Origin of the sequence: Cupriavidus respiraculi (genome assembly GCF_914271545.1) — a bacterium.
GTDB classification, from domain to species: domain Bacteria; phylum Pseudomonadota; class Gammaproteobacteria; order Burkholderiales; family Burkholderiaceae; genus Cupriavidus; species Cupriavidus respiraculi.
This window is the reverse complement of record NZ_CAJZAH010000002.1, coordinates 740,773-767,162: the sequence shown is the minus strand read 5'-3', so window position 1 is coordinate 767,162 and position 26,390 is coordinate 740,773. Positions and strand designations below refer to the sequence as shown.

Here is a 26,390-nt window from a genome sequence, read left to right as displayed (position 1 = left end):
CAGAACATGGTTGAACTCGAGATCGACGGCAAGAAGGTGGAGGTTGCGGAAGGCAGCCTGGTGATGGAGGCCGCCCGCAAGCTGGGCACGTACATCCCGCACTTCTGCTACCACCGCAAGTTGTCCATCGCGGCGAACTGCCGCATGTGTCTGGTCGAGGTCGAAAAGGCGCCCAAGGCGCTGCCGGCCTGCGCGACCCCCGTCACCGCGGGCATGAAGGTCTTCACCAACTCGGAGAAGGCGGTCAAGGCCCAGAAGTCGGTGATGGAATTTCTGCTGATCAATCACCCGCTGGACTGCCCGATCTGCGATCAGGGCGGCGAATGCCAGCTGCAGGATCTGGCCGTGGGCTACGGCGCATCGGAGTCGCGCTACAAGGAAGAGAAGCGCGTGGTGTTCCACAAGAACGTGGGCCCGCTGATCTCGATGGAAGAGATGACCCGCTGCATCCACTGCACCCGCTGCGTGCGCTTCGGCCAGGAAGTGGCCGGCGTGATGGAGCTGGGCATGCTGGGCCGCGGCGAGCAGTCGGAAATCACGACCTTCGTCGGCCACACCGTCGATTCGGAACTGTCCGGCAACATGATCGACCTGTGCCCGGTGGGCGCGCTGACCAGCAAGCCGTTCCGCTATTCCGCGCGGACGTGGGAGCTGACGCGCCGCAAGTCGGTGTCGCCGCACGATGGCCTGGGCGCCAACCTGGTGGTGCAGACCAAGAATCACCGCGTGATGCGCGTGCTGCCGCTCGACAACGAAGCCATCAACGAATGCTGGCTGTCGGACCGCGACCGCTTCTCGTACGAAGGCCTGAACAGCGCCGAGCGCCTGACGCGCCCGATGCTGAAGCAGGACAACCAGTGGATGGAAACCGACTGGCAGACCGCGCTGGAGTACGTTGCCAACGGTCTGGCCAGCATCAAGCGCGAGCATGGCGCGGACCAGATCGCCGCGCTGGCGAGCCCGCACAGCACGCTGGAGGAACTCCATCTGCTGGGCAAGCTGGTGCGCGGCCTGGGTAGCGACAATGTCGACTTCCGCCTGCGCCAGTCCGATTTCTCGGCAACGCCGAAGGGCGCGCCGTGGCTGGGCATGCCGATCGCCGACGTCTCCACGCTGCAACGCGTGCTGGTCATCGGTTCGTCGCTGCGCAAGGACCATCCGCTGCTGGCGGCGCGCCTGCGCCACGCCACCAAGAAGGGCGCGCGTGTCGCCCTGGTCGGCGCCAGCGCCGAGGACCTGCTGATGCCGCTGGCCGCGCGTATCGACGCCGCGCCGTCGTCGTGGACCGTGGCACTGGCCGGCGTGGCCCGTGCCGTGGCCGCCGCCAAGGGCGTGGCCGCCCCGGCCGGCACCGACGGCTTCGACGGCGGTGACGCCGCCAAGGCAGTCGCCGATGCGCTGATCGGTGGCGAGCGCCGCGCCGTGTTCCTCGGCAACGAGGCCGTGCGCCATCCGCAGTTCGCCGTGCTGCACGCACTGGCGCAGTGGATCGCCACGGAAACGGGCGCCACGCTGGGCTTCCTGACGGAAGCTGCCAATACCGTCGGCGGCCATATCGCCGGTGCGCTGCCGCAGAACGCCGGCGCCGACGCGCAGGCGATGCTGGACACGCCGCGCAAGGCCTACGTGCTGCTCAACACCGAGCCGGAATTCGACACGGCCGACCCGCGCAAGGCCCTGGCCGCGCTGGGCCAGGCCAGCACCGTGGTGGTGCTGTCGCCGTTCCGTTCGGAAGCGGCCATGCAGTACGCCGACGTGATCCTGCCCGTCGCGCCGTTCTCGGAAACGGCCGGCACCTTCGTCAACTGCGAAGGCGTGCCGCAGAGCTTCAACGGCGTGGTGCGTCCGCTGGGCGAGACCCGTCCGGCCTGGAAGGTGCTGCGCGTGCTGGGCAACCTGCTGGACGTGCCGGGCTTCGACTTCGATACCGCCGAGTCCGTGCGCGACGCCGTGCTGGCCCAGCCGGTGGCGCCGCAGCTGAACAACGCGACCGACGCGTCCATTCGCGTGAACGAGCCGACCGCGCGTGGCATCGAGCGCATCGCCGACGTGCCGATCTATCACGCCGACCCGATCGTGCGCCGCGCCGAGTCGCTGCAGCTGACCGCCGCCGCGCGCCGCGCGATGCAGGCCGGCCTGTCGGCCGACCTGTTCGCCTCGCTGGGCGTGCAGGCGGGCGACCCGGTTCGCGTCACGCAGGGGCAGGGCAGCGTGGTGCTGCCGGCCGTGCTGGAAGCAGCGCTGCCGCCGGGAACGGTGCGCGTCTCGGCTGCGACCGAGGCCGCGCTCGCGCTGGGCGGCCTGTTCGGTGCCGTCACCGTCGAGAAGGCGGTCGATCTGGCCCCGGTGGCCGTGGCATAAGTAGAGCGAGAAGAGAACATGATCGATTGGATTACCTCGCAAGGCCAGGCCGTATTCGGCGGCGCATGGACGCCGCTGTGGATCCTGATTCGCGCCGTGGTCATCGTGGTGCCGCTGCTGCTGTGCGTGGCCTACCTGATCCTGTGGGAGCGCAAGCTGATCGGCTGGATGCACGTGCGCGTGGGTCCGAACCGCGTGGGTCCGCTCGGCCTGCTGCAGCCGATCGCCGACGTGCTGAAGCTGCTGCTCAAGGAAGTGATGATGCCCACGCAGGTCAGCCGGGGCATGTATCTGATCGCCCCGCTGATGGTGCTGATGCCCGCCGTGGCGATCTGGGCGGTGATTCCGTTCCAGGCCGAGGTCGTGATGGCCGACGTCAACGCCGGCCTGCTGTACGTGATGGCGATCAGCTCGGTGGGCGTGTACGGCGTGATCCTGGCCGGCTGGGCCTCGAACTCGAAGTACGCCTTCATCGGCGCGATGCGCGCCGCCGCGCAGATGGTGTCGTACGAAATCGCCATGGGCTTCGCCCTGGTCACGGTGCTGATGGTGGCGGGCAGCCTGAACCTGTCGGCCATCGTGAACAGCCAGAACACCGGCTACTTCGCCGACATGGGCATCAACATCCTGTCGTGGAACTGGCTGCCGCTGCTGCCGATGTTCGGCGTGTACTTCATCTCGGGCGTGGCCGAAACCAACCGTCACCCGTTCGACGTGGTGGAAGGCGAATCGGAAATCGTGGCCGGCCACATGATCGAGTACTCGGGCATGGGCTTCGCGCTGTTCTTCCTGGCCGAGTACATCAACATGATCGTCATCTCTACGATGACCGCGCTGATGTTCCTGGGCGGCTGGGCGCCCCCGTTCGAAAGCTTCCTCACCAACGCCATTCCGGGTTTCTTCTGGCTGGTGATCAAGGTTTTCCTGCTGCTGTCCGTATTCATCTGGATCCGCGCCTCGTTCCCGCGCTACCGCTATGACCAGATCATGCGTCTGGGCTGGAAGGTCTTCATTCCGCTGACGGTGGGCTGGCTGATCATCGTGGCGATCTGGATCAAGTCGCCGTGGAATATCTGGCACTGAAAATGGCCCGCGAGGGCCGAGCCGGGACGCATCCCGCGGGATGCGTCCGGTGGATTTACTAGGAAGCAATCGTCATGCTGCTCGCCATCAAGGAATTCTTTAACAGCCTGCTCCTGAGGGAACTCTTCAAGGGCATGGCGCTGACCGGGCGTTATCTCTTCGCACGCAAGATCACGGTGCAGTTCCCGGAAGAGAAGACCCCGCTGTCGCCGCGTTTCCGCGGCCTGCACGCGCTGCGCCGCTACCCGAACGGCGAGGAGCGCTGCATCGCCTGCAAGCTGTGCGAGGCGGTCTGCCCGGCGCTGGCCATCACGATCGAGTCCGATGTGCGCGCCGACGGCACGCGCCGTACCACGCGCTATGACATCGACCTGACCAAGTGCATCTTCTGCGGCTTCTGCGAAGAGGCGTGCCCGGTCGACGCGGTGGTGGAGACCAGCATGCTCGAGTACCACGGCGAAAAGCGCGGCGACCTGTACTTCACCAAGGACATGCTGCTGGCGGTGGGCGACCGCTACGAACCCGAGATCGCGGCTGCCAAGGCCGCGGACGCCAAGTACCGCTGATCCACCCGCGGTGGCGGGCGCAGGCTTGACTGCCCGCCTTCGCTTCGACGAATTTGAATCGGGCTCCGCGAGGGGCCAATAGAAGGATGCCGCAAGGGCAGGCCGCCAGGGGCGGCTTGTGCCGGAAGGCCCGACGAGGACCATGGAACTCACGACCACCATCTTCTACGTCTTTGCGCTGGTGCTGGTGCTCTCCGCACTGAAAGTCATCACCGCGAGGAACCCGGTGCACTCCGCGCTGTACCTCGTGCTGTCGTTCTTCACGGCCGCCGCGCTGTGGATGCTGCTGCAGGCTGAATTCCTCGCCATCCTGCTGGTGCTGGTGTACGTCGGCGCCGTGATGGTGCTGTTCCTGTTCGTGGTGATGATGATCGATATCGACATCGACAACCTGCGCCGGGACTTCTGGACTTACGTGCCGCTCGCTTCGGTGGTCGGTGCGCTGATCATCGCCGAAATGGCCATCGTGCTGGTGCGCAACTTCATGGGCACCACGCAGCCGCTGATGAACGGTGCCATGGGCCCGGACGTGTCGAACACCGCCGAGCTGGGCAAGGTGATCTACAGCGACTACATCTACGCGTTCGAAGTGGCCGGCATCATCCTGCTGGTCGCCATCATCGCCGCCGTGGCGCTGACCCTGCGTCGCCGCAAGGACACCCGCGCACAGGACATCTCCGAGCAGCTGCGCACCCGCCGCGAGGACCGCGTGCGCCTGGTCTCCATGCCGTCCGTCGCCAATCCGGCCGCCACCGATGCGGGCGCCGACGCGTCCGCCGGCGCGGCCACCAAGAACTGAAGAACGGAGACCGACGTGCTTTCTCTCGCTCATTTCCTCGTGCTCGGCGCCATCCTGTTCGCCATCAGCATCGTGGGCATCTTCCTGAACCGCAAGAACGTGATCGTGCTGCTGATGGCGCTCGAACTGATGCTGCTTGCGGTCAACATGAATTTCGTCGCCTTCTCGCATTACCTGGGCGACCTGGCCGGACAGATCTTCGTTTTCTTCATCCTGACGGTGGCCGCCGCGGAGTCGGCAATCGGTCTGGCGATTCTGGTCGTGCTGTTCCGCAACCTGGACACGATCAACGTCGACGACCTGGACGCGCTCAAGGGCTGACGCCCGACGTCCATGTCAAATCCAGCAATGCACACCGACCGCTCACCGACCGCACACCAATAAGCGTCCTATGGCAACCACGCTCAACCCCAACCTGCTGCTCGCGATTCCGCTGGCGCCGCTCGTCGGCGCCGCCATCGCGGGGCTGTTCGGCACCAAGTTTTTCGGCCTGATCTCCTCCGAGTCCCGTGGAGGCAGGGCGGTCGCGCACACCGTCACCATCCTCGGCGTGGCCATCTCGTGCCTGCTGTCGCTGATGGTGCTGGACGGCGTGATCAACGGCGCCAGCTTCAACGGCACGGTGTACGAGTGGATGGTGGTCGGCGACCTGAAGATGGAGGTCGGCTTCCTGGTCGATTCGCTGACCGCGATGATGATGGTGGTGGTGACGTTCGTGTCGCTGATGGTGCATATCTACACCGTCGGCTACATGCAGGACGATCCCGGCTATAACCGCTTCTTCGCCTATATCTCTCTGTTCACCTTCTCGATGCTGATGCTGGTGATGAGCAACAACTTCCTGCAGCTGTTCTTCGGCTGGGAAGCGGTGGGTCTCGTCTCGTATCTGCTGATCGGCTTCTGGTACACCCGTCCGACCGCCATCTTCGCCAACATGAAGGCGTTCCTGGTCAACCGGGTGGGCGATTTCGGCTTCATCCTGGGCATCGGCCTGCTGCTGGCCTACGCCGGCAGCCTGAACTACACCGAGGTGTTCGCCGCGCGCGACAACCTGGCGACGATCACCTTTCCGGGCACGGACTGGATGATGCTGACGGTGGCCTGCATCTGCCTGTTCATCGGCGCGATGGGCAAGTCGGCGCAGTTCCCGCTGCACGTGTGGTTGCCGGACTCGATGGAAGGCCCGACGCCGATCTCGGCGCTGATCCACGCGGCGACCATGGTGACGGCAGGCATCTTCATGGTGGCGCGCATGTCGCCGCTGTTCGAGCTGTCGGACGCCGCACTGTCGTTCGTGCTGGTGATCGGCGCCATCACCGCGCTGTTCATGGGCTTCCTGGGCATCATCCAGAACGACATCAAGCGCGTGGTCGCGTACTCGACGCTGTCGCAGCTGGGCTACATGACCGTCGCGCTGGGCGCCTCGGCCTACCAGGTCGCCGTGTTCCACCTGATGACGCATGCGTTCTTCAAGGCGCTGCTGTTCCTGGCAGCCGGCTCGGTGATCATCGGCATGCACCACGACCAGGACATCCGCAACATGGGCGGTCTGCGCAAGTACATGCCGATCACCTGGCTGACGTCGCTGGTCGGTTCGCTCGCGCTGATCGGCACCCCGTTCTTCTCGGGCTTCTACTCGAAGGACTCGATCATCGAGGCGGTGGCCGAATCGCATATCGCCGGCTCGGGCTTCGCCTACTTCGCCGTGCTGGCCGGCGTCTTCGTGACCGCGTTCTACTCGTTCCGGATGTACTTCCTGGTGTTCCATGGCGAGGAGCGTTTCGGCAAGGCCCATGCGCACCATGGCCATGAGACGCACCACGAGGAAGAGGAAGAAGCGCACGGCGACGACCATCACCACGGCCTGGCCCCGGGCCAGAAGCCGCACGAGTCGCCGTGGGTGGTGACGCTGCCGCTGGTGCTGCTGGCGATCCCGTCGGTGATCATCGGCGCCATCGCCATCGACCCGATGCTGTTCGGCGACTTCTTCAAGAACGGCGTGGCGTTCCAGGATGTGATCTACGTCGGCGAGAACCATCACGCCATGAAGGAGCTGGGCGAAGCCTTCCACGGCTGGGTAGCGATGGGCATCCATTCGCTGCAGACGCCGGTGCTGTGGCTGGCGATCGCCGGGGTGGTGCTGTCGTGGTTCTTCTACATGAAGCGCCCCGATATTCCGGCCGCGATCCAGCAGCGCTTCTCGGGCCTGTATCGCCTGCTCGACAACAAGTACTACATGGACGCCTTCAATCAGGCCGTGTTCGCCCGCGGTGCCCGCGCGCTCGGCACGGGCCTGTGGAAGGGCGGCGACCAGAGCCTGATCGACGGTCTGTTCGTCAACGGCTCGGCCCGTGTGGTCGGCTGGTTCGCCGCGGCGAGCCGCCACCTGCAGTCCGGTTATATCTATCACTACGCATTTGCGATGATCCTGGGCATGCTGATCCTGCTCTCGATGACGGTGTTTGGCTCGTTTAGCGCTGTGGGCACCAAGTAAGGAAAACAAGAAATGGTTCTCTCATTCGCTGTCTGGCTGCCAATCTTCTTCGGCCTGCTGGTGCTGGCCTTCGGCTCCGATCGCAGCCCCGGCTTCGTCCGCTGGATGTCGCTGTTCGGCTCGGTGGTCAGCTTCCTCGTCACGCTGCCGCTGGTGTTCGGCTTCGACCGATCGACCGCCAACATGCAGTTCGTCGAGAAGTGGAGCTGGATCGAGCGCTTCAACATCAATTACCACCTCGGTGTCGACGGCATCTCGATGTGGTTCGTGGTGCTGACCGCCTTCATCACGGTGATCGTGGTGATCGCCGCGTGGGAAGTGATCACCGACCGCGTGGCCTCGTACATGGCCTCGTTCATGATCCTGTCGGGCATCATGATCGGCGTGTTCGCCGCGCTCGACGGCATGCTGTTCTACGTGTTCTTCGAGGCCACGCTGATCCCGATGTACATCATCATCGGTGTCTGGGGCGGCCCGAACCGCGTCTACGCGGCCTTCAAGTTCTTCCTGTACACGCTGCTGGGCTCGCTGCTGACGCTGGTCGCGCTGCTGTACCTGTACAGCAAGACCGGCACCTTCGAGATCCTCGAATGGCATCAGGTCCGCCTGACCATGAACGAGCAGATCGCGCTGTTCCTGGCCTTCTTCATGGCCTTCGCGGTCAAGGTGCCGATGTGGCCGGTGCACACCTGGCTGCCCGACGCCCACGTCGAGGCGCCGACCGGCGGCTCGGTGGTGCTGGCCGCGATCATGCTGAAGCTGGGCGCCTACGGTTTCCTGCGCTTCTCGCTGCCGATCGCGCCGGATGCGAGCCACTCGCTGGCCGCCTTCATCATCGCCATCTCGCTGATCGCCGTGATCTATATCGGCCTGGTCGCCATGGTGCAGGCGGACATGAAGAAGCTGGTCGCGTACTCGTCGATCGCGCACATGGGCTTCGTGACGCTGGGCTTCTTCATCTTCAGCGACCTGGGCATCGAGGGCGGCATCGTGCAGATGATCTCGCACGGCTTCATCTCGGGCGCCATGTTCCTTTGCATCGGCGTGCTGTATGACCGCGTGCATTCGCGCCAGATCGCCGACTACGGCGGCGTGGTCAACACCATGCCGAAGTTCGCCGCGCTGTCGGTGTTCTTCGCGATGGCCAACTGCGGCCTGCCGGCGACCTCGGGCTTTGTCGGCGAGTTCATGGTGATCCTGGCCGCGGTCAAGTTCAACTTCTGGATCGGCCTGCTGGCCGCCACCGCGCTGATCCTGGGCGCAGCGTACTCGCTGTGGATGGTCAAGCGCGTGATCTTCGGCGAGGTGCGCCACCAGCACGTGGCCGACCTGATCGACCTGAACAAGCGCGAGTTCTTCATGCTCGGCCTGCTCGCCGCCATGACCTTGTACATGGGCCTGTATCCGAAACCCTTTACCGACGTGATGCACGCGTCGGTCGTCAACCTGCTGTCGCACGTGGCGCAGTCCAAGCTGTAAGCAGGGAGAGAACGAAACATGCAATCGTCCACGAATTGGGCATCCGTCGCCCCGATCATTTTCACGGCGCTGGCCATCGCGGCGGTCAACTGGATCGACCTGGCGCGCGGCAAGAACCGCTCCAGCGTCGCCTATCCGCTGTCGCTGCTGATCACGCTGGTGCTGACCGTCTGGTTCGGCATCAACGCGGCAGGCGGTGAAACGCACTACAGCTTCGCCCGGCTGGTCGTGGTGGACCCGATGGCCAATGTGCTGTCGTCGTTCTCGGCGGCCGCCATGTTCGTCACGCTGGTCTATACCCGCCGCTACCTGTCCGACCGTGACATGTTCGCCGGCGAGTTCTACATGCTGGCGCTGTTCACGATGCTGGGCCAGTTCGTGATGATCAGCGGCAACAACTTCCTGACGCTGTATCTGGGCCTGGAACTGCTGTCGCTGTCGTCCTACGCGCTGGTCGCGCTGCGCCGCGATTCCCGCGTGACCTCCGAGTCCGCGATGAAGTACTTCGTGCTGGGCGCGCTGTCGTCGGGCTTCCTGCTCTATGGCATGTCGATGCTGTATGGCGCCACCGGCTCGCTGGACCTGAACACGGTCTTCCAGGTGGTGGAGTCGGGTCGCGTCAACGCCAGCATGCTGGCCTTCGGCGTGGTGTTCCTGGTCGCCGGCATCGCCTTCAAGCTGGGCGCGGCACCGTTCCACATGTGGATTCCCGACGTGTACCAGGGTTCGCCGACCGCGGTGACGCTGCTGATCGCCGGCGCGCCGAAGCTGGCCGCGTTCGCGATGATGCTGCGCATCCTGGTCGAAGGCCTGCTGCCGCTGGCGGTGGACTGGCAGGTGATGCTGACCGTGCTGGCCGTGATCTCGCTGGCGATCGGCAACCTGACCGCCATCATGCAGAGCAACCTGAAGCGGATGCTCGCCTATTCGACCATCTCGCACATGGGCTTCATGCTGCTGGGCATGCTGTCCGGCGTGGCCGGCGGCAAGGTCGACGGTGCCGCCAGCGCCTACGGCTCCTCGATGTTCTACGCGGTTACCTACGTGCTGACCACGCTCGGCACCTTCGGCATCATCCTCCTGCGCACCAGCAAGGGTTTCGAGGCCGAGACGCTGGAAGACATGAAGGGCATGTCGCGCAAGAACCCGTGGTTCGCCCTGCTGATGCTGGTGATGATGTTCTCGCTGGCCGGCCTGCCGCCGACGATGGGCTTCTACGCCAAGCTGGCGGTGCTGCAGGCGGTAGTGCAGGCCGGCATGAGCTGGCTGGCCGTGGTGGCCGTGCTGTTCTCGCTGATCGGCGCGTTCTACTACCTGCGCATCATCAAGCTGATGTACTTCGATGTGCCGGCCGGCGAGGAAAAGCTCGAGGCTTCGGGCGGCCTGCAATCGCTGCTGAGCCTGAACGGCCTGGTCATCATCGCGCTGGGCATCTTCCCGGCCGCCTTGATGAACCTGTGCTACCAGGCGATTCGCGCGTCGCTGGGCTCCTGAGCCGGCACCGCAGCACCATGAACGCATCGACGGGCGGCTGGTTTGTCATCTTGCTGGCATTGGCCTGTGCCAACCTGCCGTTCGTCAACCAGCGCCTGTTCGGCATCATTCCGCTGCGCGGCGCCAGGAAGTCGATCTGGATCCGCGCCGCCGAACTGCTGGTGTGCTACGCCGTGGTCGGTGTGGCAGGCTTCGCGGTCGAAGCGGGGCTGGGCACGGTCTTTCCGCAGGGCTGGCAGTTCTATGCCATTACCGCCTGCATGATGCTGGTGTTCGCCTTCCCCGGCTACACCTGGCAATACCTCGTCAAACATCGCGCGGCCTGAAGCCGGAACCGGGACAGCATTCCGCGGCCACGCCCACCCGGAGCTTCCATGGTCGACAAGACGACACAACAGAGCCACGCCGCCGATGCGGCCGACGCCGCCAACGACGACGCGCTGAAGGAAGTCTGCGTCGCCTCGGCCACCGTTCACCAGGGCAAATTCCTCACACTGAAGCAGGACATCGTCAAGCTGCCGGACGGCAAGCACACGGGACGAGAGTACGTGCTGCATCCCGGTGCGGTGATGATGATCCCGCTGTTCGACGACGGCACGGTGCTGATGGAGCGCCAATTCCGCTATCCGATGGGGCAGGTCATGCTCGAGTTTCCCGCCGGCAAGCTGGATCCCGCCGAGGGCGCCCAGCGCTGCGGCGAGCGCGAGCTGCGCGAGGAGACCGGCTACGTCGCGGCGCGCTGGGACTATCTGACGCGCATTCATCCGGTCATCTCCTACTCCACCGAATTCATCGATATCTTCCTGGCGCGCGAGCTGACCGCCGGCGCCGCGGCGCTCGACGACGGCGAATTCATCGAGACGTTTCTCGTGCCGGCCGGCCAGGTCCTTGATTGGGTCCGTTCCGGCCGCATTTCCGACGTGAAGACCATCATCGGCGCCTTCTGGCTGGAAAAGGTACTCTCCGGGCAATGGCAGCCGGGCGAGCAGCCGGTCCCGGCCTAGGGGAAACCCTCGGTCCCGCGGGCCCGCGGGGCGGCGCGCGGGATGGCCATGACTCGGGTCGAACAAAAATTAGAACGACCGTTCACAAAACTTGCAATCACGGCTAATATTGCTTTCGACGGGCTGGAAACATCATGAAGGTGCTCAACCTGCGCTGCGCGCATGACCATCGTTTCGAGGGCTGGTTTGCTTCGGAAGACGATGCGCAATCGCAGATTTCGCGTGAACTCGTCCAATGTCCGGTCTGCGGCGACCAGTCGGTGTCCCGCTTGCCGAGCGCACCGCGGCTGAACCTGCGGGGCGCCGCCACGGAACCGAAGGCCAGCGCCGCGCCGGCCGCCCCCCGCCGCGCGGCCCGCGCGGGCCCCGCGGCGCGGCCCTCGCGGGATCTGCAGGGGGGGGGGCCGGTGCTGGCCAGGACCGAGGACGTTGGGGAGCGTTTCGCCGAAGAGGCGCGGCGCATCCACTACGAGGAAGCGCCCGAGCGCGGCATCCGCGGCACGGCGTCCCCCGAAGAGGTGAGGGCGCTGGCCGACGAGGGCATCGATACGTTTCCGCTCGTGGTGCCGGCTGCGTTGAAGCAGACGGCTCACTGAACAGCGCCCTGTGCCCGCCTCTCTGGTGCGCAAGGCGCGCAAGAGAGAACAATTGCCGGTCCACGCCGGCATCACTGGAGACGGGCATGGATCTCAACTACTCGGCGTCCGACAACGCGTTCCGCGAGGAAGTGCGTAGCTGGCTGGAGGCCAACCTGCCGGCGGACATCCGCGACAAGATTCTGAATCACCGCCGGCCGAACCGCGACGATCTGGTGCGCTGGCACAAGATCCTCGCCGCCAAGGGCTGGTCCGTGCCGCACTGGCCGGTCGAGTTTGGCGGCACCGGCTGGAACGCCACGCAGCGCCATATCTGGGACGAGGAAAATGCCCGCGTCGGCGCGCCCGGCGTGCTGCCGTTCGGCGTCGCGATGGTCGCGCCCGTGATCATGAAATACGGCAGCGAAGAGCAGAAGCGCTACTACCTGCCCCGCATCCTCGACTGCACCGACTGGTGGTGCCAGGGTTATTCCGAGCCGGGCTCGGGTTCCGACCTGGCCTCGGTCAAGACGCGCGCCGAGCTGACTGCCGACGGCAAGCACTACATCGTCAACGGCCAGAAGACCTGGACCACGCTCGGCCAGCACGCCGACATGATCTTCTGCCTGGTCCGCACCGACCCGCAGGCCAAGAAGCAGGAAGGCATCTCGTTCCTGCTGATCGACATGAAGTCGCCCGGCATCACGGTGCGTCCGATCATCATGCTCGACGAAGAGCACGAGGTGAACGAGGTGTTCTTCGACAACGTCCAGGTGCCGGTGGAAAACCGCGTGGGCGACGAGAACCGCGGCTGGACCTATGCCAAATACCTGCTCGGCCACGAGCGCACCGGCATCGCCCGCGTGGGCGCCTCCAAGCGCGAACTGGGCTTCCTCAAGCGCGTGGCGCGCCAGCAGCAGAAGAACGGCAAGCCGCTGCTGGAGGATCCGGTATTCGGCGCCAAGGTCGCCGCGCTCGAGATCGAGCTGATGGCGCTGGAGATCACGGTGCTGCGCGTGGTGTCGAGCGAGAGCGCCGGCAAGGGCCCCGGCCCCGAGGCATCGCTGCTCAAGATCAAGGGCACCGAGATCCAGCAGATGCTGACCGAGCTGATGGTCGAAGCCGTCGGCCCCTACGCCCAGCCGTTCGACAAGCCCTATCTCGAATGCGAGACCGAGCATGCGGTGACCGGCTACGACGACGCCGCGCCGCTGGCCGCGTACTACTTCAACTATCGCAAGACCTCGATCTATGGCGGGTCCAACGAAATCCAGAAGAACATCATCAGCCAGATGATTCTGGGTCTGTAAAGGGCGGGAGGAGATAAGGAACATGGACTTCAATCTGAGCGACGAACAGAAGCAGCTGGCCGACGCGGTGCGCCGCTTCGTCGAGAAGAGCTACGACTTCGAAACCCGCAAGACCGGCATCAAGAGCGCGGCCGGCTACAGCGACAGCGCCTGGGGCGCGCTGGCCGAGATCGGCCTGACGGCCCTGCCCGTGCCCGAAGCGCAGGGCGGTTTCTCCGGCACCGCCGTGGACATGATGGTGGTGATGCAGGAGTTGGGCCGCGGCCTCGTGGTCGAGCCGTACCTGGCGACCGTCACCGGCGCCTATGCGCTGCGCCTCGCCGGCGGCCAGGATGCCGTGCTGGAACAGGTGGCCGGCGGCGAACTCAAGCTCGCCACGGCCTTCAACGAGCCCCATGCCCGCTACGCGCTGAACGACGTGCGCGTGACGGCCAAGGGCGGCAAGCTCAACGGCCGCAAGGTGGTGGCGATCCACGGCGCGCAGGCCGGCAAGCTGATCGTCTCGGCCCGCACCAGCGGCGCCGATGCGGACACGGACGGCATCTCGCTGTACCTGGTCGATGCCGGCGCCAGCGGTGTCTCGATCCAGGACTACCGCACGATCGACAATCTGCGCGCGGCGGATATCACGTTCCAGGACGCGCAGGGCGAGCTGCTCGGCGCCGAGGGGCAGGGCTGGCCGCTGCTGGAGCAGGTCGCCGACTACGCCGCCGTGCTGCTGTGCGCGGAAGCCGTGGGCGTGATCGACACGCTGTCGGCCGCGACCGTCGAGTACGCGAAGACACGCCAGCAGTTCGGCGTGCCCATCGCGCGCTTCCAGGCGCTGCAGCACCGCATGGTGGAGATGTTCATCCACGCCGAGCAGTCGCGCTCGATCACGCTGCTGGCCGCGGCGCGCTTCGACGACGCCAGCCCCGAGGAGCGCCGCCGCTACGTGTCCGCGGCGAAGGCGAGGGTGGGGCAGGCTGCCCGCTCGGTGGGACAGGAGGCGGTGCAGATCCATGGCGGCATGGGCGTGACCGACGAGCTGCCGGCCGCGCACATGTTCAAGCGGCTGACGCTGATCAACACCACCTTCGGCGACGTCGACCACCACCTTGGCCGCTTCGCCGCGCAGCCAGCCTTCCAGCAGGCTGCCTGAGCGCCCCGCGAAAACCGCGCCCGATGTCCGGCGCGGTTTTTTTTGCCCGGTACCGGGACCAAACTTTTTCCTGACGGAGCGATGATGTCCGCCACCCTGTATTTCGAAGATTTCGTCGTGGGCAGCAAGCGCGAGCTGGGCTCGCGCACGGTGACCGAGGAAGAGATCGTGGGCTTTGCGAAGCAGTACGACCCGCAACCGTTCCACGTCGACAAGGAAGCCGCCAGCAAGAGCATCTATGGCGGCCTGATCTCCAGCGGCTGGATGACCTGTTCCATCATGATGCGGATGCTGGTGGACAACATGACCTCGAAGGCGGCCAGCATGGGCTCGCCCGGCGTCGACGAGATCCGTTGGCTCAAGCCGGTCTATGCGGGCGACACGCTGACCGTATCGCTGTCGGTGCTGGATGCCCGCCCTTCGGCCTCCAAGCCGGACCGCGGCGTGGTGATGACGCAGTGGGAGGCCGTCAACCAGCGCGGCGAGCTGGTCTGCACGGTCAAGGGCATGGGCATGTACGGCCGCCGACCGGCATAGAATACGGCGTCGCGGACAACCAACGAGGAGACAAGATGCGCACCATCGCTTCGCTCGAAGAACTGGAAAGCCTGCAGGGACAGGAGGTCGCTGTCAGCGACTGGCGCGAGATCACGCAGCAGCAGGTGAACCTGTTCGCCGAAGCCACCGGCGACCACCAGTGGATCCATATCGACGTGGAACGCGCCAGGCGCGAATCCCCGTATGGCGCGCCGATCGCGCACGGGTTTCTGACGCTGTCGCTGCTGCCTGCGCTGATGCAGAGCGCGCTGCATATGCCGGGCGTCAAGATGGGCGTCAACTACGGCCTGAACAAGGTGCGATTCCCCGCGCCGGTGCCCGTGGGCAGCCGCGTGCGCGGACGCATCAAGCTGCTGAAGGTCGAGCGTCTCGATCCGCTGCCGAACGCGCCGGAGCTGGTCGGCGCGCAATCGACGTGGGAGGTCACCATCGAACGCGAAGGCAGCGACCGCCCGGTGTGCGTGGCCGAATCGATCAGCCGCCGCTATTCCTGACCGCGCGAGCGCTTCGCGCGCAGAACGCCGCCGCGCCTTCGGGCCGGCGGCGTTTTTCATTGGGCGTGCGGTGATGGCGGCCGGCGCAGGCACCGACTCGGCGCACGACGCGGCGCCATGCACAGCTTTGCGTCGCGGCACCCCGCTGGTGCGCGGGGCATGGGCACCGTCGTGGTGCGCGCGCGGCGCGATGGTCTTCCGTGCGCCACGCTGACGCGCCAATGGCGGTGGCACACTAGTTGCAGAAGCATCACCCGGGGTGCGTTGTTCCTTATCACACGACAAATCTGGGAGCTGCAATGAAACGACGTGATGTCTTGAAGCTGACGGCTGTCGCCGCCGCGGCGATGATCGGTGCCAGCCCGCTGGCCATGGCGCAATCGAAGGAACCGATCAAGATCGGCATCCTGCATTCGCTCTCCGGCACGATGGCAATCTCCGAGACGTCCCTGAAGGACGTCGCGCTGATGACCATCGACGAGATCAACAAGAGCGGCGGCGTCCTGGGCCGCAAGCTCGAGCCCGTGGTGGTGGACCCGGCTTCCAACTGGCCGCTGTTCGCCGAGAAGGCGCGCCAGCTCGTGACCAACGACAAGGTCGCGGTGACCTTCGGCTGCTGGACCTCCGTGTCCCGCAAGTCGGTGCTGCCGGTCTACGAGGAGCTGAACGCGCTGCTGTTCTATCCGGTGCAGTACGAAGGCGAGGAGATGTCCAAGAACGTCTTCTACACCGGCGCGGCGCCCAACCAGCAGGCCATTCCCGCCGTGGAATACCTGATGAGCAAGGAAGGCGGCGGCGCCAAGCGCTACTTCCTGCTGGGCACCGACTACGTCTATCCGCGCACCACCAACAAGATCCTGCGCGCCTTCCTCAAGAGCAAGGGCGTGGCGGACAAGGACATCGAAGAGGTCTACACGCCGTTCGGCCACAGCGACTACCAGACCATCGTCGCCAACATCAAGAAGTTCTCGCAGGGCGGCAAGACCGCGGTGATCTCGACGATCAACGGCGACTCCAACGTGCCCTTCTACAAGGAACTGGGCAACGCGGGCCTGAAGGCCAAGGACGTGCCAGTGGTGGCGTTCTCCGTGGGCGAGGAAGAGCTGCGCGGCATCGACACCAAGCCGCTGGTCGGCCATCTGGCCGCCTGGAACTACTTCATGTCGGTCAAGAACCCGGAGAACGAGGCGTTCCGCAAGCAATGGGCGGCCTGGGTCAAGGCCAACAACCTGCCGGGCGGCGCCAAGCGCGTGACCAACGACCCGATGGAGGCGACCTATGTGGGCATCCATATGTGGGCGCAGGCCGTGAAGAAGGCCGGCACCACCGACCCGGCCAAGGTTCGCGCCGCGATGTACGGCCAGACGTTCAAGGCGCCGAGCGGCTTCACGCTGACCATGGGCGAGAACCACCACCTGTACAAGCCGGTGATGATCGGCGAGGTCAAGGGCGACGGCCAGTTCTCCGTGGTGTGGAAAACGCCGAAGCCGGTGCGCGCGCAGCCGTGGAGCCCGTTCATCGCGGGTAACGAAGGGAAGCCGGACAAGGCGATGTGATGGGTGGGTGAGTGCGGGCGCTTGCAGGATGACGGGCGCTCACCCTCACCCCCGGCCCCTCTCCCGCTCGCGGGAGAGGGGAGCAAACCGGCAGCCATTCGCATTCCGATGGTCTTCTCCGCTCTCCCGCCCGCGGGAGAGAGGCGGGGGTGAGGGTGACCCCCCGCAGAAACCAACGCGGTCCGAATCCCCACCGCCCCAGCCGTCCATCCGTACCGCTACCGCATCCACCACCCCTGACCAAGACCTCCATGCCCCGACCATCGTTCGCCTGCGCCCCGTGGCTGCGCGCACTGCTCGCCGCGCTGCTGCTGGCCGTCGCGCCCGCGCTCTGGGCCGCAACCGCGCTGACCCAGGCCGACCTGAAGCCGCTCGCGGAAGACGACTTCGATGCGAAGACCGCCGCCATCGCGGCGCTCGCCAAGGCGCCGCCCGCGCAGGCCGGTCCCATTCTGAAGGCGCTGCAGGACGACACGCTGCAATACGCACCGGGCATCGGCATGGTGCTGCAGGACGGCGACAAGCTGACCGATGCCGTCAGCGGCAAGCCGGTCGCCGCGGCCAGTGACACGCTCGAATCCCTCACCCTGAACAACAGCCTGCGCGCACAGGTAGACAGCGCGGCCAGCAGCCTGCTGCTGATGTCGCCCGATATCGCGGTGCGCGCACAAGCCATCGATACCTTGCTGGACCAGCCCGACGCCGCGCCGCGCGAAGCCGTGGAGGCGGCGCGCAAGTCCGAGGCCGACGCCGCGCTGCGCGCCAAGCTCGACGTGATCTGGGCCAACACCGTGCTCGCGGAGGGCAGCCGAGACGAACGCCTCGAAGCCATCGCCATCCTCGGCCGCGACAGCAACCCTTCGACGCGCCTGAAGCTGCAGCCGTTCGTCGAGCGCGACGAAGCGGGCAAATACCGGGAGCCCGACGCGCAGGTGCGCGCCGCCGCGAGCCAGGCGCTGGACGCGCTGCATGGCAACCAGCGCAAGGCCGAGGTCGTCGGCAATCTGTTCGCCGGCCTGAGCCTGGGCAGCGTGCTGCTGCTGGCGGCGCTCGGCCTGGCCATCACGTATGGCCTGATCGGCGTCATCAACATGGCGCACGGCGAGTTCCTGATGATCGGCGCCTACGCCACCTATCTGGTGCAGACGCTGTTCCGCGCCTGGCTGCCCGATGCCTTCGACTGGTATCTGCTGGCCGCGCTGCCCGCCGCCTTCCTTGCCTCGGCGGTGGTCGGCTTCGTGCTGGAGCGCCTGGTGCTGCGCCATCTGTACGGCCGGCCGCTGGAGACGCTGCTGGCCACGTTCGGCGTGAGCCTGCTGCTGATGCAGGCGGTGCGCATGCTGTTCGGCGCGCAGAACGTCGAAGTTGCCAATCCGAGCTGGATGAGCGGCGGCATCGCCTGGATGCCCGGGCTGGTCATTCCCTACAACCGGGTGGTGATCATCCTGTTCGCGCTGGCGGTGGTGGCCGTGGCCTGGGCCGTGCTGAACCGCACGCGGCTGGGCCTGTTCGTGCGCGCCACCACGCAGAACCGCACGATGGCGGCCTGCGTCGGCGTGCGCACCTGGAAGGTCGACAGCTATGCCTTTGCCTTCGGCGCCGGCATCGCGGGACTGGGCGGCTGCGCGCTGTCGCAGATCGGCAATGTCGGACCCGACCTGGGCCAGGCCTACATCATCGACTCGTTCATGGTCGTGGTGCTGGGCGGGGTGGGGCAGCTGGCCGGCACTATCGTCGGCGCCTTCGGCCTGGGCATCATCAACAAGTTCATCGAGCCGTTCTACGGCGCGGTGCTCGCCAAGATCTTCGTCCTGGTGCTGATCGTTCTGTTCATCCAGAAGCGGCCGCAGGGACTGTTCGCGCTCAAGGGGCGCAGCGCGGAGGCATGATGCAGGATCCCATCCATACCCTGGCCGCGTCGCGCACCGGCGCCCCCGGCTCGAAGCCGTTCGCGCTGGCGGTGCCCGCGCGCCAGCCGCTGTTCACCCGCCGCGGATGGCTCGCGCTGGCCATCGCCGCCGTTGTGCTCGGCATCGCGGCCCCCGTCTGCGCGCTGCTGCTGCCCGAGGGCCATCCCTTGCACCTGTCGGCCTACGCACTGACGCTGATCGGCAAGATCATGTGCTTCGCGCTCGCCGCCATCGCGCTGGACCTGGTGTGGGGCTACTGCGGCATCCTGAGCCTGGGCCACGGCCTGTTCTTCGCGCTCGGCGGCTATGCGATGGGCATGTACCTGATGCGCTCGATCGGCCGCGAGGGCGTGTACAAGAGCGATCTGCCGGACTTCATGGTGTTCCTGGACTGGAAGGAGCTGCCGTGGTTCTGGCAGGGCACCGATCATCTGGGCTATGCGCTGCTGCTGGTGATCCTCGTGCCCGGCGTGCTGGCCTGGCTGTTCGGCTACTTCGCCTTCCGCTCGCGCATCAAGGGCGTCTACCTGTCCATCATCACGCAGGCCATGACCTATGCGGCGATGCTGCTGTTCTTCCGCAACGAGACGGGCTTCGGTGGCAACAACGGCTTCACCGACTTCAAGCGCATCGCCGGCTTCGCGGTGGCCGCCCCAGAGACGCGCACCGCGCTGTTCGTGCTGACCGGCTTTGCGCTGCTCGCGGGGCTGGTCGCCTGCCGCTATATCGTCACGTCCAAGCTTGGCCGCGTGGTTACCGCCGTGCGCGACGCCGAGATGCGGGTGATGTTCTCCGGCTACAGCCCGCTCGGCTACAAGCTGTTCGTCTGGACGTTCTCGGCGGTGCTGTGCGGCATTGCCGGGGCGCTGTACGTGCCGCAGGTGGGCATCATCAACCCGGGCGAGATGTCGCCCGCCAACTCGATCGAGATGGCGGTATGGGTGGCGGTGGGCGGTCGCGGCACGCTGATCGGCCCGGTCATCGGCGCCTTCCTCGTCAACGGTGCCAAGACCATGTTCACGGCGTATTTCGCCGAATACTGGCTGTTCCTGCTGGGCGCGATGTTCGTGCTGGTGACCTTGTACCTGCCCAACGGCGTGGTCGGGCTCCTCGCCAACCTGAAGCAGGCGCGCGAGAACCGTGCCGCCGCCCGCCGCGTAGCCGAGCAAGCGGCGCCAACCGCCGCCGCGCAGGCGGCCACCCGCACCGGAGCCGAAGCATGAACGCCGCCCACGACCGCCAGCAAGCCGAAAGCGGAGACGCCACCGGACTGGGCCGACTCGTCGAGCGCGGCGAGATCGATGTCTCGCACGGCCCCATCCTGTATCTGGAAGACGTGACGGTGCAGTTCGACGGCTTCCGCGCGCTGAACAAGCTGACGCTGGCCATCGAGCATGGCGAGCTGCGCTGCGTGATCGGGCCCAACGGTGCGGGCAAGACCACCATGATGGATGTAATCACCGGCAAGACGGGGCCGCGCAACGCCAACGTGACCGGCCAGGTGTTCCTCGGCCAGACCATCGACCTGTTGCGCATGACTGAGCCGAAGATCGCCCAGACCGGCATCGGCCGCAAGTTCCAGAAGCCCACGGTGTTCGAGCAGCACGCCGTGTGGGAGAACCTGGAGCTGGCGATGAAGGCCGACAAGCGCTGGTGGTCGTCGCTGCGCGCGGTGCTGGACGCCGAAGGCCGGCGCCGCATCGAGGAAACGCTCGCGGTGACGGGCCTCGAAGCCGAGGCCTATCGGCCCGCCGGGCTGCTGTCGCACGGCCAGAAGCAGCGGCTGGAGATCGGCATGCTGCTGATGCAGCAGCCGCAGCTGCTGCTGCTCGATGAGCCGGTGGCCGGCATGACGGACGAAGAAACCATGCAACTGGCGCGCTTGCTCAACAGTCTTCGCGGCACCTGCTCGATGATGGTGGTGGAGCACGACATGGAGTTCGTCGCGGCACTGGCCGGCGACGAGGGTACCGTCACCGTGCTGGCCGAGGGCAGCGTGCTGGCCGAGGGTACGCTGGACGCGGTGAAGCGCGACGAGCGCGTGATCGAGTCCTATCTGGGACGCTGAACGGGACGCTGAGGTAACCGGAACCACCATGCTTCGAGTCAATGCACTGAACCAGTTCTACGGCGGCAGCCACATCCTGCGCAACGTCAGCTTCGAGGTGCCCGAAGGCAAGCTGACCACGCTGCTGGGCCGCAACGGCGTGGGCAAGAGCACCCTGCTCAAATGCCTGATGGGCGTGGTGCCGACGCGCACGGGCAGCATCAGCTGGGCGGGACAGGCGCTGGAGAAGCGCCCGCCTTACGAGCGGGTAGCCGCGGGCCTGGCCTATGTGCCGCAAGGCCGCGAGATCTTTCCGCGCCTGACGGTCGAGGAAAACCTGCTGATCGGTGCAGCCAGCCGCAAGAAGCCCGATGGCGTGCCCGACCGCATCTACCAGCTCTTCCCGGTGTTGCGCACCATGCGCCAGCGCCGCGGGGGCGATCTCTCCGGCGGACAGCAGCAGCAACTGGCGATCGGCCGCGCGCTGATGAGCGATCCCCGGCTGCTGATCCTGGACGAGCCCACCGAAGGCATCCAGCCGTCGATCATCCAGGACATCGGCCGCGCGCTGCGCCTGCTGGTCGACGAGTTCGGCATGACCGTGCTGCTGGTGGAGCAGTACTACGAGTTTGCCCGCCATCTGTCGGACCACTATGTCGTGATGAGCCGCGGCGAGGTGGTGGCGCGGGGCGAGGGCGCGCGGATGGAGGACGATGGCGTGCGCGAGCTGATCGCTGTGTGAGCGCTGCGGAATCCATGCGTCATCCCGAGTTTCCGGCGGGCGCCGTCGCGCCATCCGCAGTGCCACCCGTCGCGCCGCCGCCGTGGCCGGCCAGCCTGCGCCTGCGCTTTGCGCAGCGCGCAGCGCGCAGCACGCTGGTCGAGCGCCGCCACTGCGGGCCGCTGTCGGTGCAGAAGGCGCTGTATCCCGAGGGCGGCATCTGTCATGCCGTGATGCTGCATCCGCCCGCGGGCATCGCCGGTGGCGATACGCTCGACATCGACGTGGCCGTCGAGGAAGGCGCGCACGCGGTGCTGGCCACGCCGGGCGCTACCAAGTGGTACAAGTCGCTGGGCCGCGACGCGGCGCAGACCGTTCGCATCACCGTGGCCGAGGGCGCGAAGCTGGACTGGCTGCCGCAGGAGAATATCGTCTTCGACGATGCGCGCGCGCATCTCGACACCACGGTCGCCGTCATGCCGGGCGGCAGCGCCATTGGCTGGGATGCGGTGGTGCTGGGCCGGCAGGCGTCCGGCGAGCAATGGTCGCGCGGGGCGGTGCGCCTCGATACGCGCGTGCTCGCGGCAGGGCGGCCGCTGTGGGTCGAACAGTCCCTGCTGGAGGCCGACTCGCCGCTGCGCCACGCGCGCGCGGGACTCGACGGCTTGCCGGTGATGGCGACGCTGTGGGCCGTCGGCGCGGGCGCCACGCAGGAACTGGCCGAACAACTGGCGGCGCAGCTGCCGTATGAGGCAAAGCTGCGTGCAGGCGTGACCTGCCTGGCCCACGGCGGTCAGCACGGCGGCACCCCGATGCTGCTGCTGCGGGTGCTGGGCGATGGCATCGAGCCGGTGCGCGCGCTGATGGTGGCGGCATGGACGGCGCTGCGCGAGCCGATCCACGGTGTGCCGGCGCGGCCGCTGCGGCTGTGGGCGACGTGAGACGAACGATCACCGGAGCACCGGAAAGGACAATGAGGAAAGCGAAATGGAACTGACGCCGCGCGAGAAGGAGAAGCTGCTGATCTTTACCGCCGCGCTGCTGGCCGAGAGGCGGCGCGCGCGCGGGCTGAAGCTGAACTATCCGGAGGCGGTCGCGCTGATCACCGCCGCGATCATGGAGGGCGCGCGCGATGGCCGTACCGTGGCCGAGCTGATGCACGAGGGCACCACGGTCCTGGGCCGCGACGACGTGATGGACGGCGTCGCGGAGATGATCCCCGAGATCCAGGTCGAGGCCACCTTTCCCGACGGCACCAAGCTGGTGACCGTCCATCATCCCATCGTCTGAGCCTTGAGCGCGTTGGCCAATACCGCATCCCACCGCTTTTCCGCATCCGAGAACGACAAAGAGAGATCCAAGATGAATCGCACTGTCCTGTCACGCACGCTGCGCCGCGCGGCGCTTCCCCTGGCCATCGCCGCATCGGGTCCGGTGCTCGCGCACCCCGGGCACGATATCGCCTCGGTCAGCGCCAGCCTGTGGTCGGGGCTGACGCATCCGGTCGCCGGCATGGACCACCTGCTGGCGATGCTGGGCGTGGGCGTGTGGAGCGCGCTGGGCGCGCGCAGCGTGGCCGACGCCCTGCGCCCGCCGCTCGCCTTCGTGGCGCTGATGCTGGTCGGCGCGGCGCTGGGCTTCGGCGGCGTCGCGATGCCGGCGGTCGAGCCGATGATCGCGGCTTCGCTGCTGGTGGTCGGCCTGCTGCTCGCGGTACGGGCGCGCCTGCCCGCCGGCGCGGGCATGGCGCTGGTCGGCGCGTTCGCCATCTTCCACGGCTTCGCGCATGGCGCCGAGCTGCCCGCCAGCGCCGACGCGCTGCCCGGCGTGCTCGCGTATGCCGGCGGCTTCGTGCTGGCGACGTTCGCGCTGCACCTGGCGGGCATCGGCATCGGCGCCGCGCTGCGCGAGCGCGAGGGCTGGCTGGCGCGTGGCGCCGGCGCGGGCGTGGCCCTGTACGGCGCCGCGCTGCTGATCGGTTGACCTGCCGTGCGGCTGCCACCAGACGATGCCTGCACTGTTGAAACGCTCGACCGCGCCCGCGCGCGCGGCAAGGAGGCCAGATGATTCCCGGTGAACTGATGCCCGCCGACGGCGAGATCGAACTGAACGTGGGACGCGCCACCGTCTCGGTGACGGTGGCCAATACCGGCGACCGGCCCATCCAGGTGGGCTCGCATTTCCACTTCCACGAGACCAATGCCGCGCTGTCGTTCGACCGCGAGGCGGCGCGCGGCTTCCGCCTGAACATCGCCGCGGGCACCGCGGTGCGCTTCGAGCCCGGGCAATCGCGCACCGTCGAGCTGGTGGCGCTGGCCGGGGACCGCATCGTCTACGGCTTCAACGGCAAGATCATGGGAGCGCTGTGATGACATTGCGAATCTCGCGGCAGGCGTATGCCGAGATGTTCGGCCCCACCACGGGCGACCGCCTGCGGCTGGCCGATACCGGACTCGTCATCGAAGTCGAGAAGGACTTCACCATCTACGGCGAGGAGGTCAAGTTCGGCGGCGGCAAGGTCATCCGCGACGGCATGGGCCAGAGCCAGCGGATGGCGCGCGATTGCGTGGACACCGTGATCACCAATGCGCTGATCGTCGACCACTGGGGCATCGTGAAGGCCGACATCGGACTGAAGGACGGGCGCATCGCGGGCATCGGCAAGGCCGGCAATCCGGATATCCAGCCGGGCGTGACCATCGTGGTCGGACCCGGTACGGAGGTCATCGCGGGCGAGGGCATGATCGTCACCGCCGGCGGCATCGACAGCCATATCCACTTCATCTGCCCGCAGCAGATCGAAGAGGCGCTGATGAGCGGCGTCACCACGATGATCGGCGGCGGCACCGGTCCGGCCACCGGCACCTATGCGACCACGGTCACGCCGGGGCCCTGGTTCATGGAGAGGATGCTGCAGGCGGCCGATGCCTATCCCATGAATATCGGCTTTCTCGGCAAGGGCAACGCCAGCCAGCAGGCGCCGCTGCTGGAACAGGTCGAGGCCGGCGCCATCGGGCTGAAGCTGCACGAGGACTGGGGCACCACGCCGGCGGCGATCGACGCATGCCTGTCGGTGGCGGACGCCACCGATACCCAGGTCGCGATCCATACCGATACGCTGAACGAGGCAGGCTTCGTCGAGACCACCATCGCCGCCTTCAAGGGCCGCACGATCCATACGTACCATACCGAGGGCGCCGGCGGCGGACATGCGCCGGACATCATCAAGGTGTGCGGCGAGTCCAACGTGCTGCCTTCGTCCACCAATCCCACGCGGCCCTACACCGTCAACACCATCGACGAGCATCTGGACATGCTGATGGTGTGCCACCACCTGGACCCGTCGATCGCCGAGGACATCGCCTTCGCCGAGAGCCGCATCCGGCGCGAGACCATTGCCGCCGAGGACATCCTGCACGACCTGGGCGCGTTCTCGATGATCTCCAGCGATTCGCAGGCCATGGGGCGCGTGGGCGAGGTCATCATCCGCACCTGGCAGACGGCGCACAAGATGGCCGCGCAGCGCGGCAAGCTGCCCGGCGATCCGCACGACGCGCGCGGCGGGCACGACAACTTCCGCGTCCGGCGCTATGTCGCCAAGTACACCATCAACCCGGCGCTGACGCACGGCATCGCACACGAGGTGGGGTCGGTCGAAGTGGGCAAGTGGGCGGACCTGGTGCTGTGGAAGCCGGCGTTCTTCGGCGTCAAGCCCAGCCTCATCCTGAAGGGCGGCATGATCGCCGCGGCGGCGATGGGCGACCCCAACGCCTCCATTCCCACCCCGCAGCCAGTGCATTACCGCCCCATGTTCGCCTCGGCCGGCGGCGCGCTGCACAGGAGCTCGCTCAGCTTCGTCTCGCAGGCCGCGCTTGCCGCCGGCGTGGGCGAGCGCTATGGCTTGCACAAGACCTTGGCCGCGGTGCAGGGTACGCGCACGGTCAGCAAGCGCGACATGGTCCACAATGACTGGCAGCCGACCGTGACGGTGGACCCGGAGACCTATCAGGTCGTGGCCGACGGGCAACTGCTCACGTGCGCGCCTGCCACATCGCTCCCGATGGCGCAGCGCTACTTCCTGTTCTGAGGCGCGCCGCCCGCGCCTCCAAATCAATACCTGCATGCAGAAGATCGACAAGCATTTGCCCGCCCCGCACGGCATCGCGCCGGTGCTGGTGCGGCGGGCGCCCAAGCTGGTGCTGCCTTTCACCGACCGCAGCAAGAGCCGCCTGCGCGCGGTGCTCGATACCGGCGAGGAAATGGCGCTGTTCCTGCCGCGCGGCACGGTGCTGCGCGGCGGCGACCTGCTGGTCACCGACGGCGGCATCTTCGTTGAAGTGGTAGCGGCACCCGAGTCGGTGCTGGAAGTGCGCGCCGACGATGCGCATGCGTTGATGCGGGCCGCGTATCACCTCGGCAACCGGCATACGCCGGTGGAGGTGGGGCGGGACTATCTGCGGCTGGAATACGATCCGGTGCTGGCCGATATGCTGGGCCGGCTGGGCGTGCGCGCCGAACGTGCGCAGCTGCCGTTCGAGCCCGAAGCGGGCGCCTATGGCGGCGGCCACAAGCACGGACACGACGCCACCTTCGCGGAGGACTATGCGGCGGCCCAGACGGTGTTCCGGGAGCATCATGGGCATGACCATGGGCATGGGCATTCCCACCACCATCATCATGGGCCGGGGTGCGATCACGAGCATTGAACGGGGGTGGCGAGAGGGGCGGGGGTGAGGGTGACCGCATCCAGGAGCCCAAACCATCAAAACACCCGTCACCCGAATCCCCGCATACCCCC

The 26,390-nt window shown here is 66.7% G+C and carries 26 protein-coding genes; all 26 read left to right on the top strand.

Features of this window, described 5'->3' with window-relative positions:
• The first annotated feature begins 6 nt into the window (after positions 1 to 6).
• The 26 genes from nuoG to ureE all read left to right on the top strand — a co-directional run bounded on the left by nuoG (position 7) and on the right by ureE (position 26,298).
• Positions 7 to 2,361 carry an NADH-quinone oxidoreductase subunit NuoG gene (gene nuoG, locus LDO27_RS11335; protein ID WP_224041842.1) on the top strand — a complete coding sequence of 785 codons (2,355 nt, stop codon included), beginning with the start codon at positions 7 to 9 and terminating at the stop codon, positions 2,359 to 2,361.
• Between the two features lie 18 nt (positions 2,362 to 2,379).
• The gene (nuoH, locus tag LDO27_RS11330) at positions 2,380 to 3,444 is read left to right on the top strand and encodes an NADH-quinone oxidoreductase subunit NuoH (protein WP_222201471.1); all 1,065 of its coding nucleotides are present in this window, start codon (positions 2,380 to 2,382) and stop codon (positions 3,442 to 3,444) included.
• Positions 3,445 to 3,518: 74 nt separating this feature from the next.
• On the top strand, positions 3,519 to 4,010 hold the full coding sequence (gene nuoI / locus LDO27_RS11325) for an NADH-quinone oxidoreductase subunit NuoI (RefSeq protein ID WP_222201470.1): 492 nt from the start codon (positions 3,519 to 3,521) through the stop codon (positions 4,008 to 4,010).
• A 142-nt stretch (positions 4,011 to 4,152) separates the two neighbouring features.
• Positions 4,153 to 4,809: an NADH-quinone oxidoreductase subunit J gene (locus tag LDO27_RS11320; protein ID WP_222201469.1), complete on the top strand. Its 657-nt coding sequence runs from the start codon at positions 4,153 to 4,155 to the stop codon at positions 4,807 to 4,809.
• A 15-nt stretch (positions 4,810 to 4,824) separates the two neighbouring features.
• Positions 4,825 to 5,130, top strand: coding sequence for an NADH-quinone oxidoreductase subunit NuoK (gene nuoK / locus LDO27_RS11315; RefSeq protein ID WP_222201468.1), 306 nt, complete (start codon positions 4,825 to 4,827; stop codon positions 5,128 to 5,130).
• 70 nt (positions 5,131 to 5,200) lie between these two features.
• Entirely contained in the window at positions 5,201 to 7,303 is a 2,103-nt protein-coding gene (gene nuoL, locus LDO27_RS11310; protein ID WP_224041840.1) for an NADH-quinone oxidoreductase subunit L, read from the top strand.
• A 12-nt stretch (positions 7,304 to 7,315) separates the two neighbouring features.
• On the top strand, positions 7,316 to 8,782 hold the full coding sequence (locus LDO27_RS11305; protein WP_224041838.1) for an NADH-quinone oxidoreductase subunit M: 1,467 nt from the start codon (positions 7,316 to 7,318) through the stop codon (positions 8,780 to 8,782).
• A gap of 18 nt (positions 8,783 to 8,800) precedes the next feature.
• Positions 8,801 to 10,276 carry an NADH-quinone oxidoreductase subunit NuoN gene (gene nuoN, locus LDO27_RS11300; RefSeq protein ID WP_222201465.1) on the top strand — a complete coding sequence of 492 codons (1,476 nt, stop codon included), beginning with the start codon at positions 8,801 to 8,803 and terminating at the stop codon, positions 10,274 to 10,276.
• Positions 10,277 to 10,293: 17 nt separating this feature from the next.
• A complete protein-coding gene (locus tag LDO27_RS11295; RefSeq protein ID WP_222201464.1) occupies positions 10,294 to 10,602 on the top strand; it encodes a DUF2818 family protein in 309 nt (102 codons plus the stop codon).
• Positions 10,603 to 10,650: 48 nt separating this feature from the next.
• Positions 10,651 to 11,280 (top strand): NUDIX domain-containing protein, encoded by a 630-nt coding sequence (locus tag LDO27_RS11290; RefSeq protein WP_224041836.1) that lies wholly within the window; start codon positions 10,651 to 10,653, stop codon positions 11,278 to 11,280.
• 134 nt (positions 11,281 to 11,414) lie between these two features.
• Positions 11,415 to 11,876, top strand: coding sequence for a DUF1178 family protein (locus LDO27_RS11285; RefSeq protein WP_224041834.1), 462 nt, complete (start codon positions 11,415 to 11,417; stop codon positions 11,874 to 11,876).
• Between the two features lie 86 nt (positions 11,877 to 11,962).
• Positions 11,963 to 13,165 carry an acyl-CoA dehydrogenase family protein gene (locus tag LDO27_RS11280; protein ID WP_224041833.1) on the top strand — a complete coding sequence of 401 codons (1,203 nt, stop codon included), beginning with the start codon at positions 11,963 to 11,965 and terminating at the stop codon, positions 13,163 to 13,165.
• 22 nt (positions 13,166 to 13,187) lie between these two features.
• Entirely contained in the window at positions 13,188 to 14,306 is a 1,119-nt protein-coding gene (locus tag LDO27_RS11275) for an acyl-CoA dehydrogenase family protein (RefSeq protein ID WP_224041832.1), read from the top strand.
• Positions 14,307 to 14,390: 84 nt separating this feature from the next.
• Complete coding sequence (locus LDO27_RS11270) at positions 14,391 to 14,843, top strand: MaoC family dehydratase (protein WP_377747122.1); 453 nt, start codon at positions 14,391 to 14,393, stop codon at positions 14,841 to 14,843.
• A gap of 35 nt (positions 14,844 to 14,878) precedes the next feature.
• A complete protein-coding gene (locus LDO27_RS11265; RefSeq protein ID WP_222201458.1) occupies positions 14,879 to 15,358 on the top strand; it encodes a MaoC family dehydratase in 480 nt (159 codons plus the stop codon).
• Between the two features lie 299 nt (positions 15,359 to 15,657).
• A complete protein-coding gene (urtA, locus tag LDO27_RS11260) occupies positions 15,658 to 16,914 on the top strand; it encodes an urea ABC transporter substrate-binding protein (protein WP_222201457.1) in 1,257 nt (418 codons plus the stop codon).
• A 251-nt stretch (positions 16,915 to 17,165) separates the two neighbouring features.
• Entirely contained in the window at positions 17,166 to 18,803 is a 1,638-nt protein-coding gene (gene urtB, locus LDO27_RS11255; protein WP_222201456.1) for an urea ABC transporter permease subunit UrtB, read from the top strand.
• Positions 18,803 to 20,047, top strand: coding sequence for an urea ABC transporter permease subunit UrtC (urtC, locus tag LDO27_RS11250; RefSeq protein WP_222202310.1), 1,245 nt, complete (start codon positions 18,803 to 18,805; stop codon positions 20,045 to 20,047). The genes urtB and urtC overlap by 1 nt, the downstream gene beginning before the upstream one ends.
• Positions 20,044 to 20,892 (top strand): urea ABC transporter ATP-binding protein UrtD, encoded by an 849-nt coding sequence (gene urtD / locus LDO27_RS11245; RefSeq protein WP_222201455.1) that lies wholly within the window; start codon positions 20,044 to 20,046, stop codon positions 20,890 to 20,892. The genes urtC and urtD overlap by 4 nt, the downstream gene beginning before the upstream one ends.
• A gap of 28 nt (positions 20,893 to 20,920) precedes the next feature.
• Positions 20,921 to 21,613, top strand: coding sequence for an urea ABC transporter ATP-binding subunit UrtE (gene urtE, locus LDO27_RS11240; protein WP_222201454.1), 693 nt, complete (start codon positions 20,921 to 20,923; stop codon positions 21,611 to 21,613).
• Between the two features lie 14 nt (positions 21,614 to 21,627).
• On the top strand, positions 21,628 to 22,533 hold the full coding sequence (locus LDO27_RS11235) for an urease accessory protein UreD (RefSeq protein WP_224041830.1): 906 nt from the start codon (positions 21,628 to 21,630) through the stop codon (positions 22,531 to 22,533).
• 46 nt (positions 22,534 to 22,579) lie between these two features.
• A complete protein-coding gene (locus LDO27_RS11230) occupies positions 22,580 to 22,882 on the top strand; it encodes an urease subunit gamma (RefSeq protein ID WP_224041829.1) in 303 nt (100 codons plus the stop codon).
• 72 nt (positions 22,883 to 22,954) lie between these two features.
• On the top strand, positions 22,955 to 23,575 hold the full coding sequence (locus LDO27_RS11225) for a HupE/UreJ family protein (protein WP_224041827.1): 621 nt from the start codon (positions 22,955 to 22,957) through the stop codon (positions 23,573 to 23,575).
• Positions 23,576 to 23,655: 80 nt separating this feature from the next.
• Entirely contained in the window at positions 23,656 to 23,961 is a 306-nt protein-coding gene (locus tag LDO27_RS11220; RefSeq protein ID WP_224041825.1) for an urease subunit beta, read from the top strand.
• Complete coding sequence (gene ureC / locus LDO27_RS11215) at positions 23,961 to 25,679, top strand: urease subunit alpha (protein ID WP_224041823.1); 1,719 nt, start codon at positions 23,961 to 23,963, stop codon at positions 25,677 to 25,679. Before LDO27_RS11220 ends, ureC begins: the two co-directional genes overlap by 1 nt.
• A 34-nt stretch (positions 25,680 to 25,713) precedes the next feature.
• A complete protein-coding gene (gene ureE, locus LDO27_RS11210; RefSeq protein WP_222201449.1) occupies positions 25,714 to 26,298 on the top strand; it encodes an urease accessory protein UreE in 585 nt (194 codons plus the stop codon).
• Positions 26,299 to 26,390: the final 92 nt, after the last annotated feature.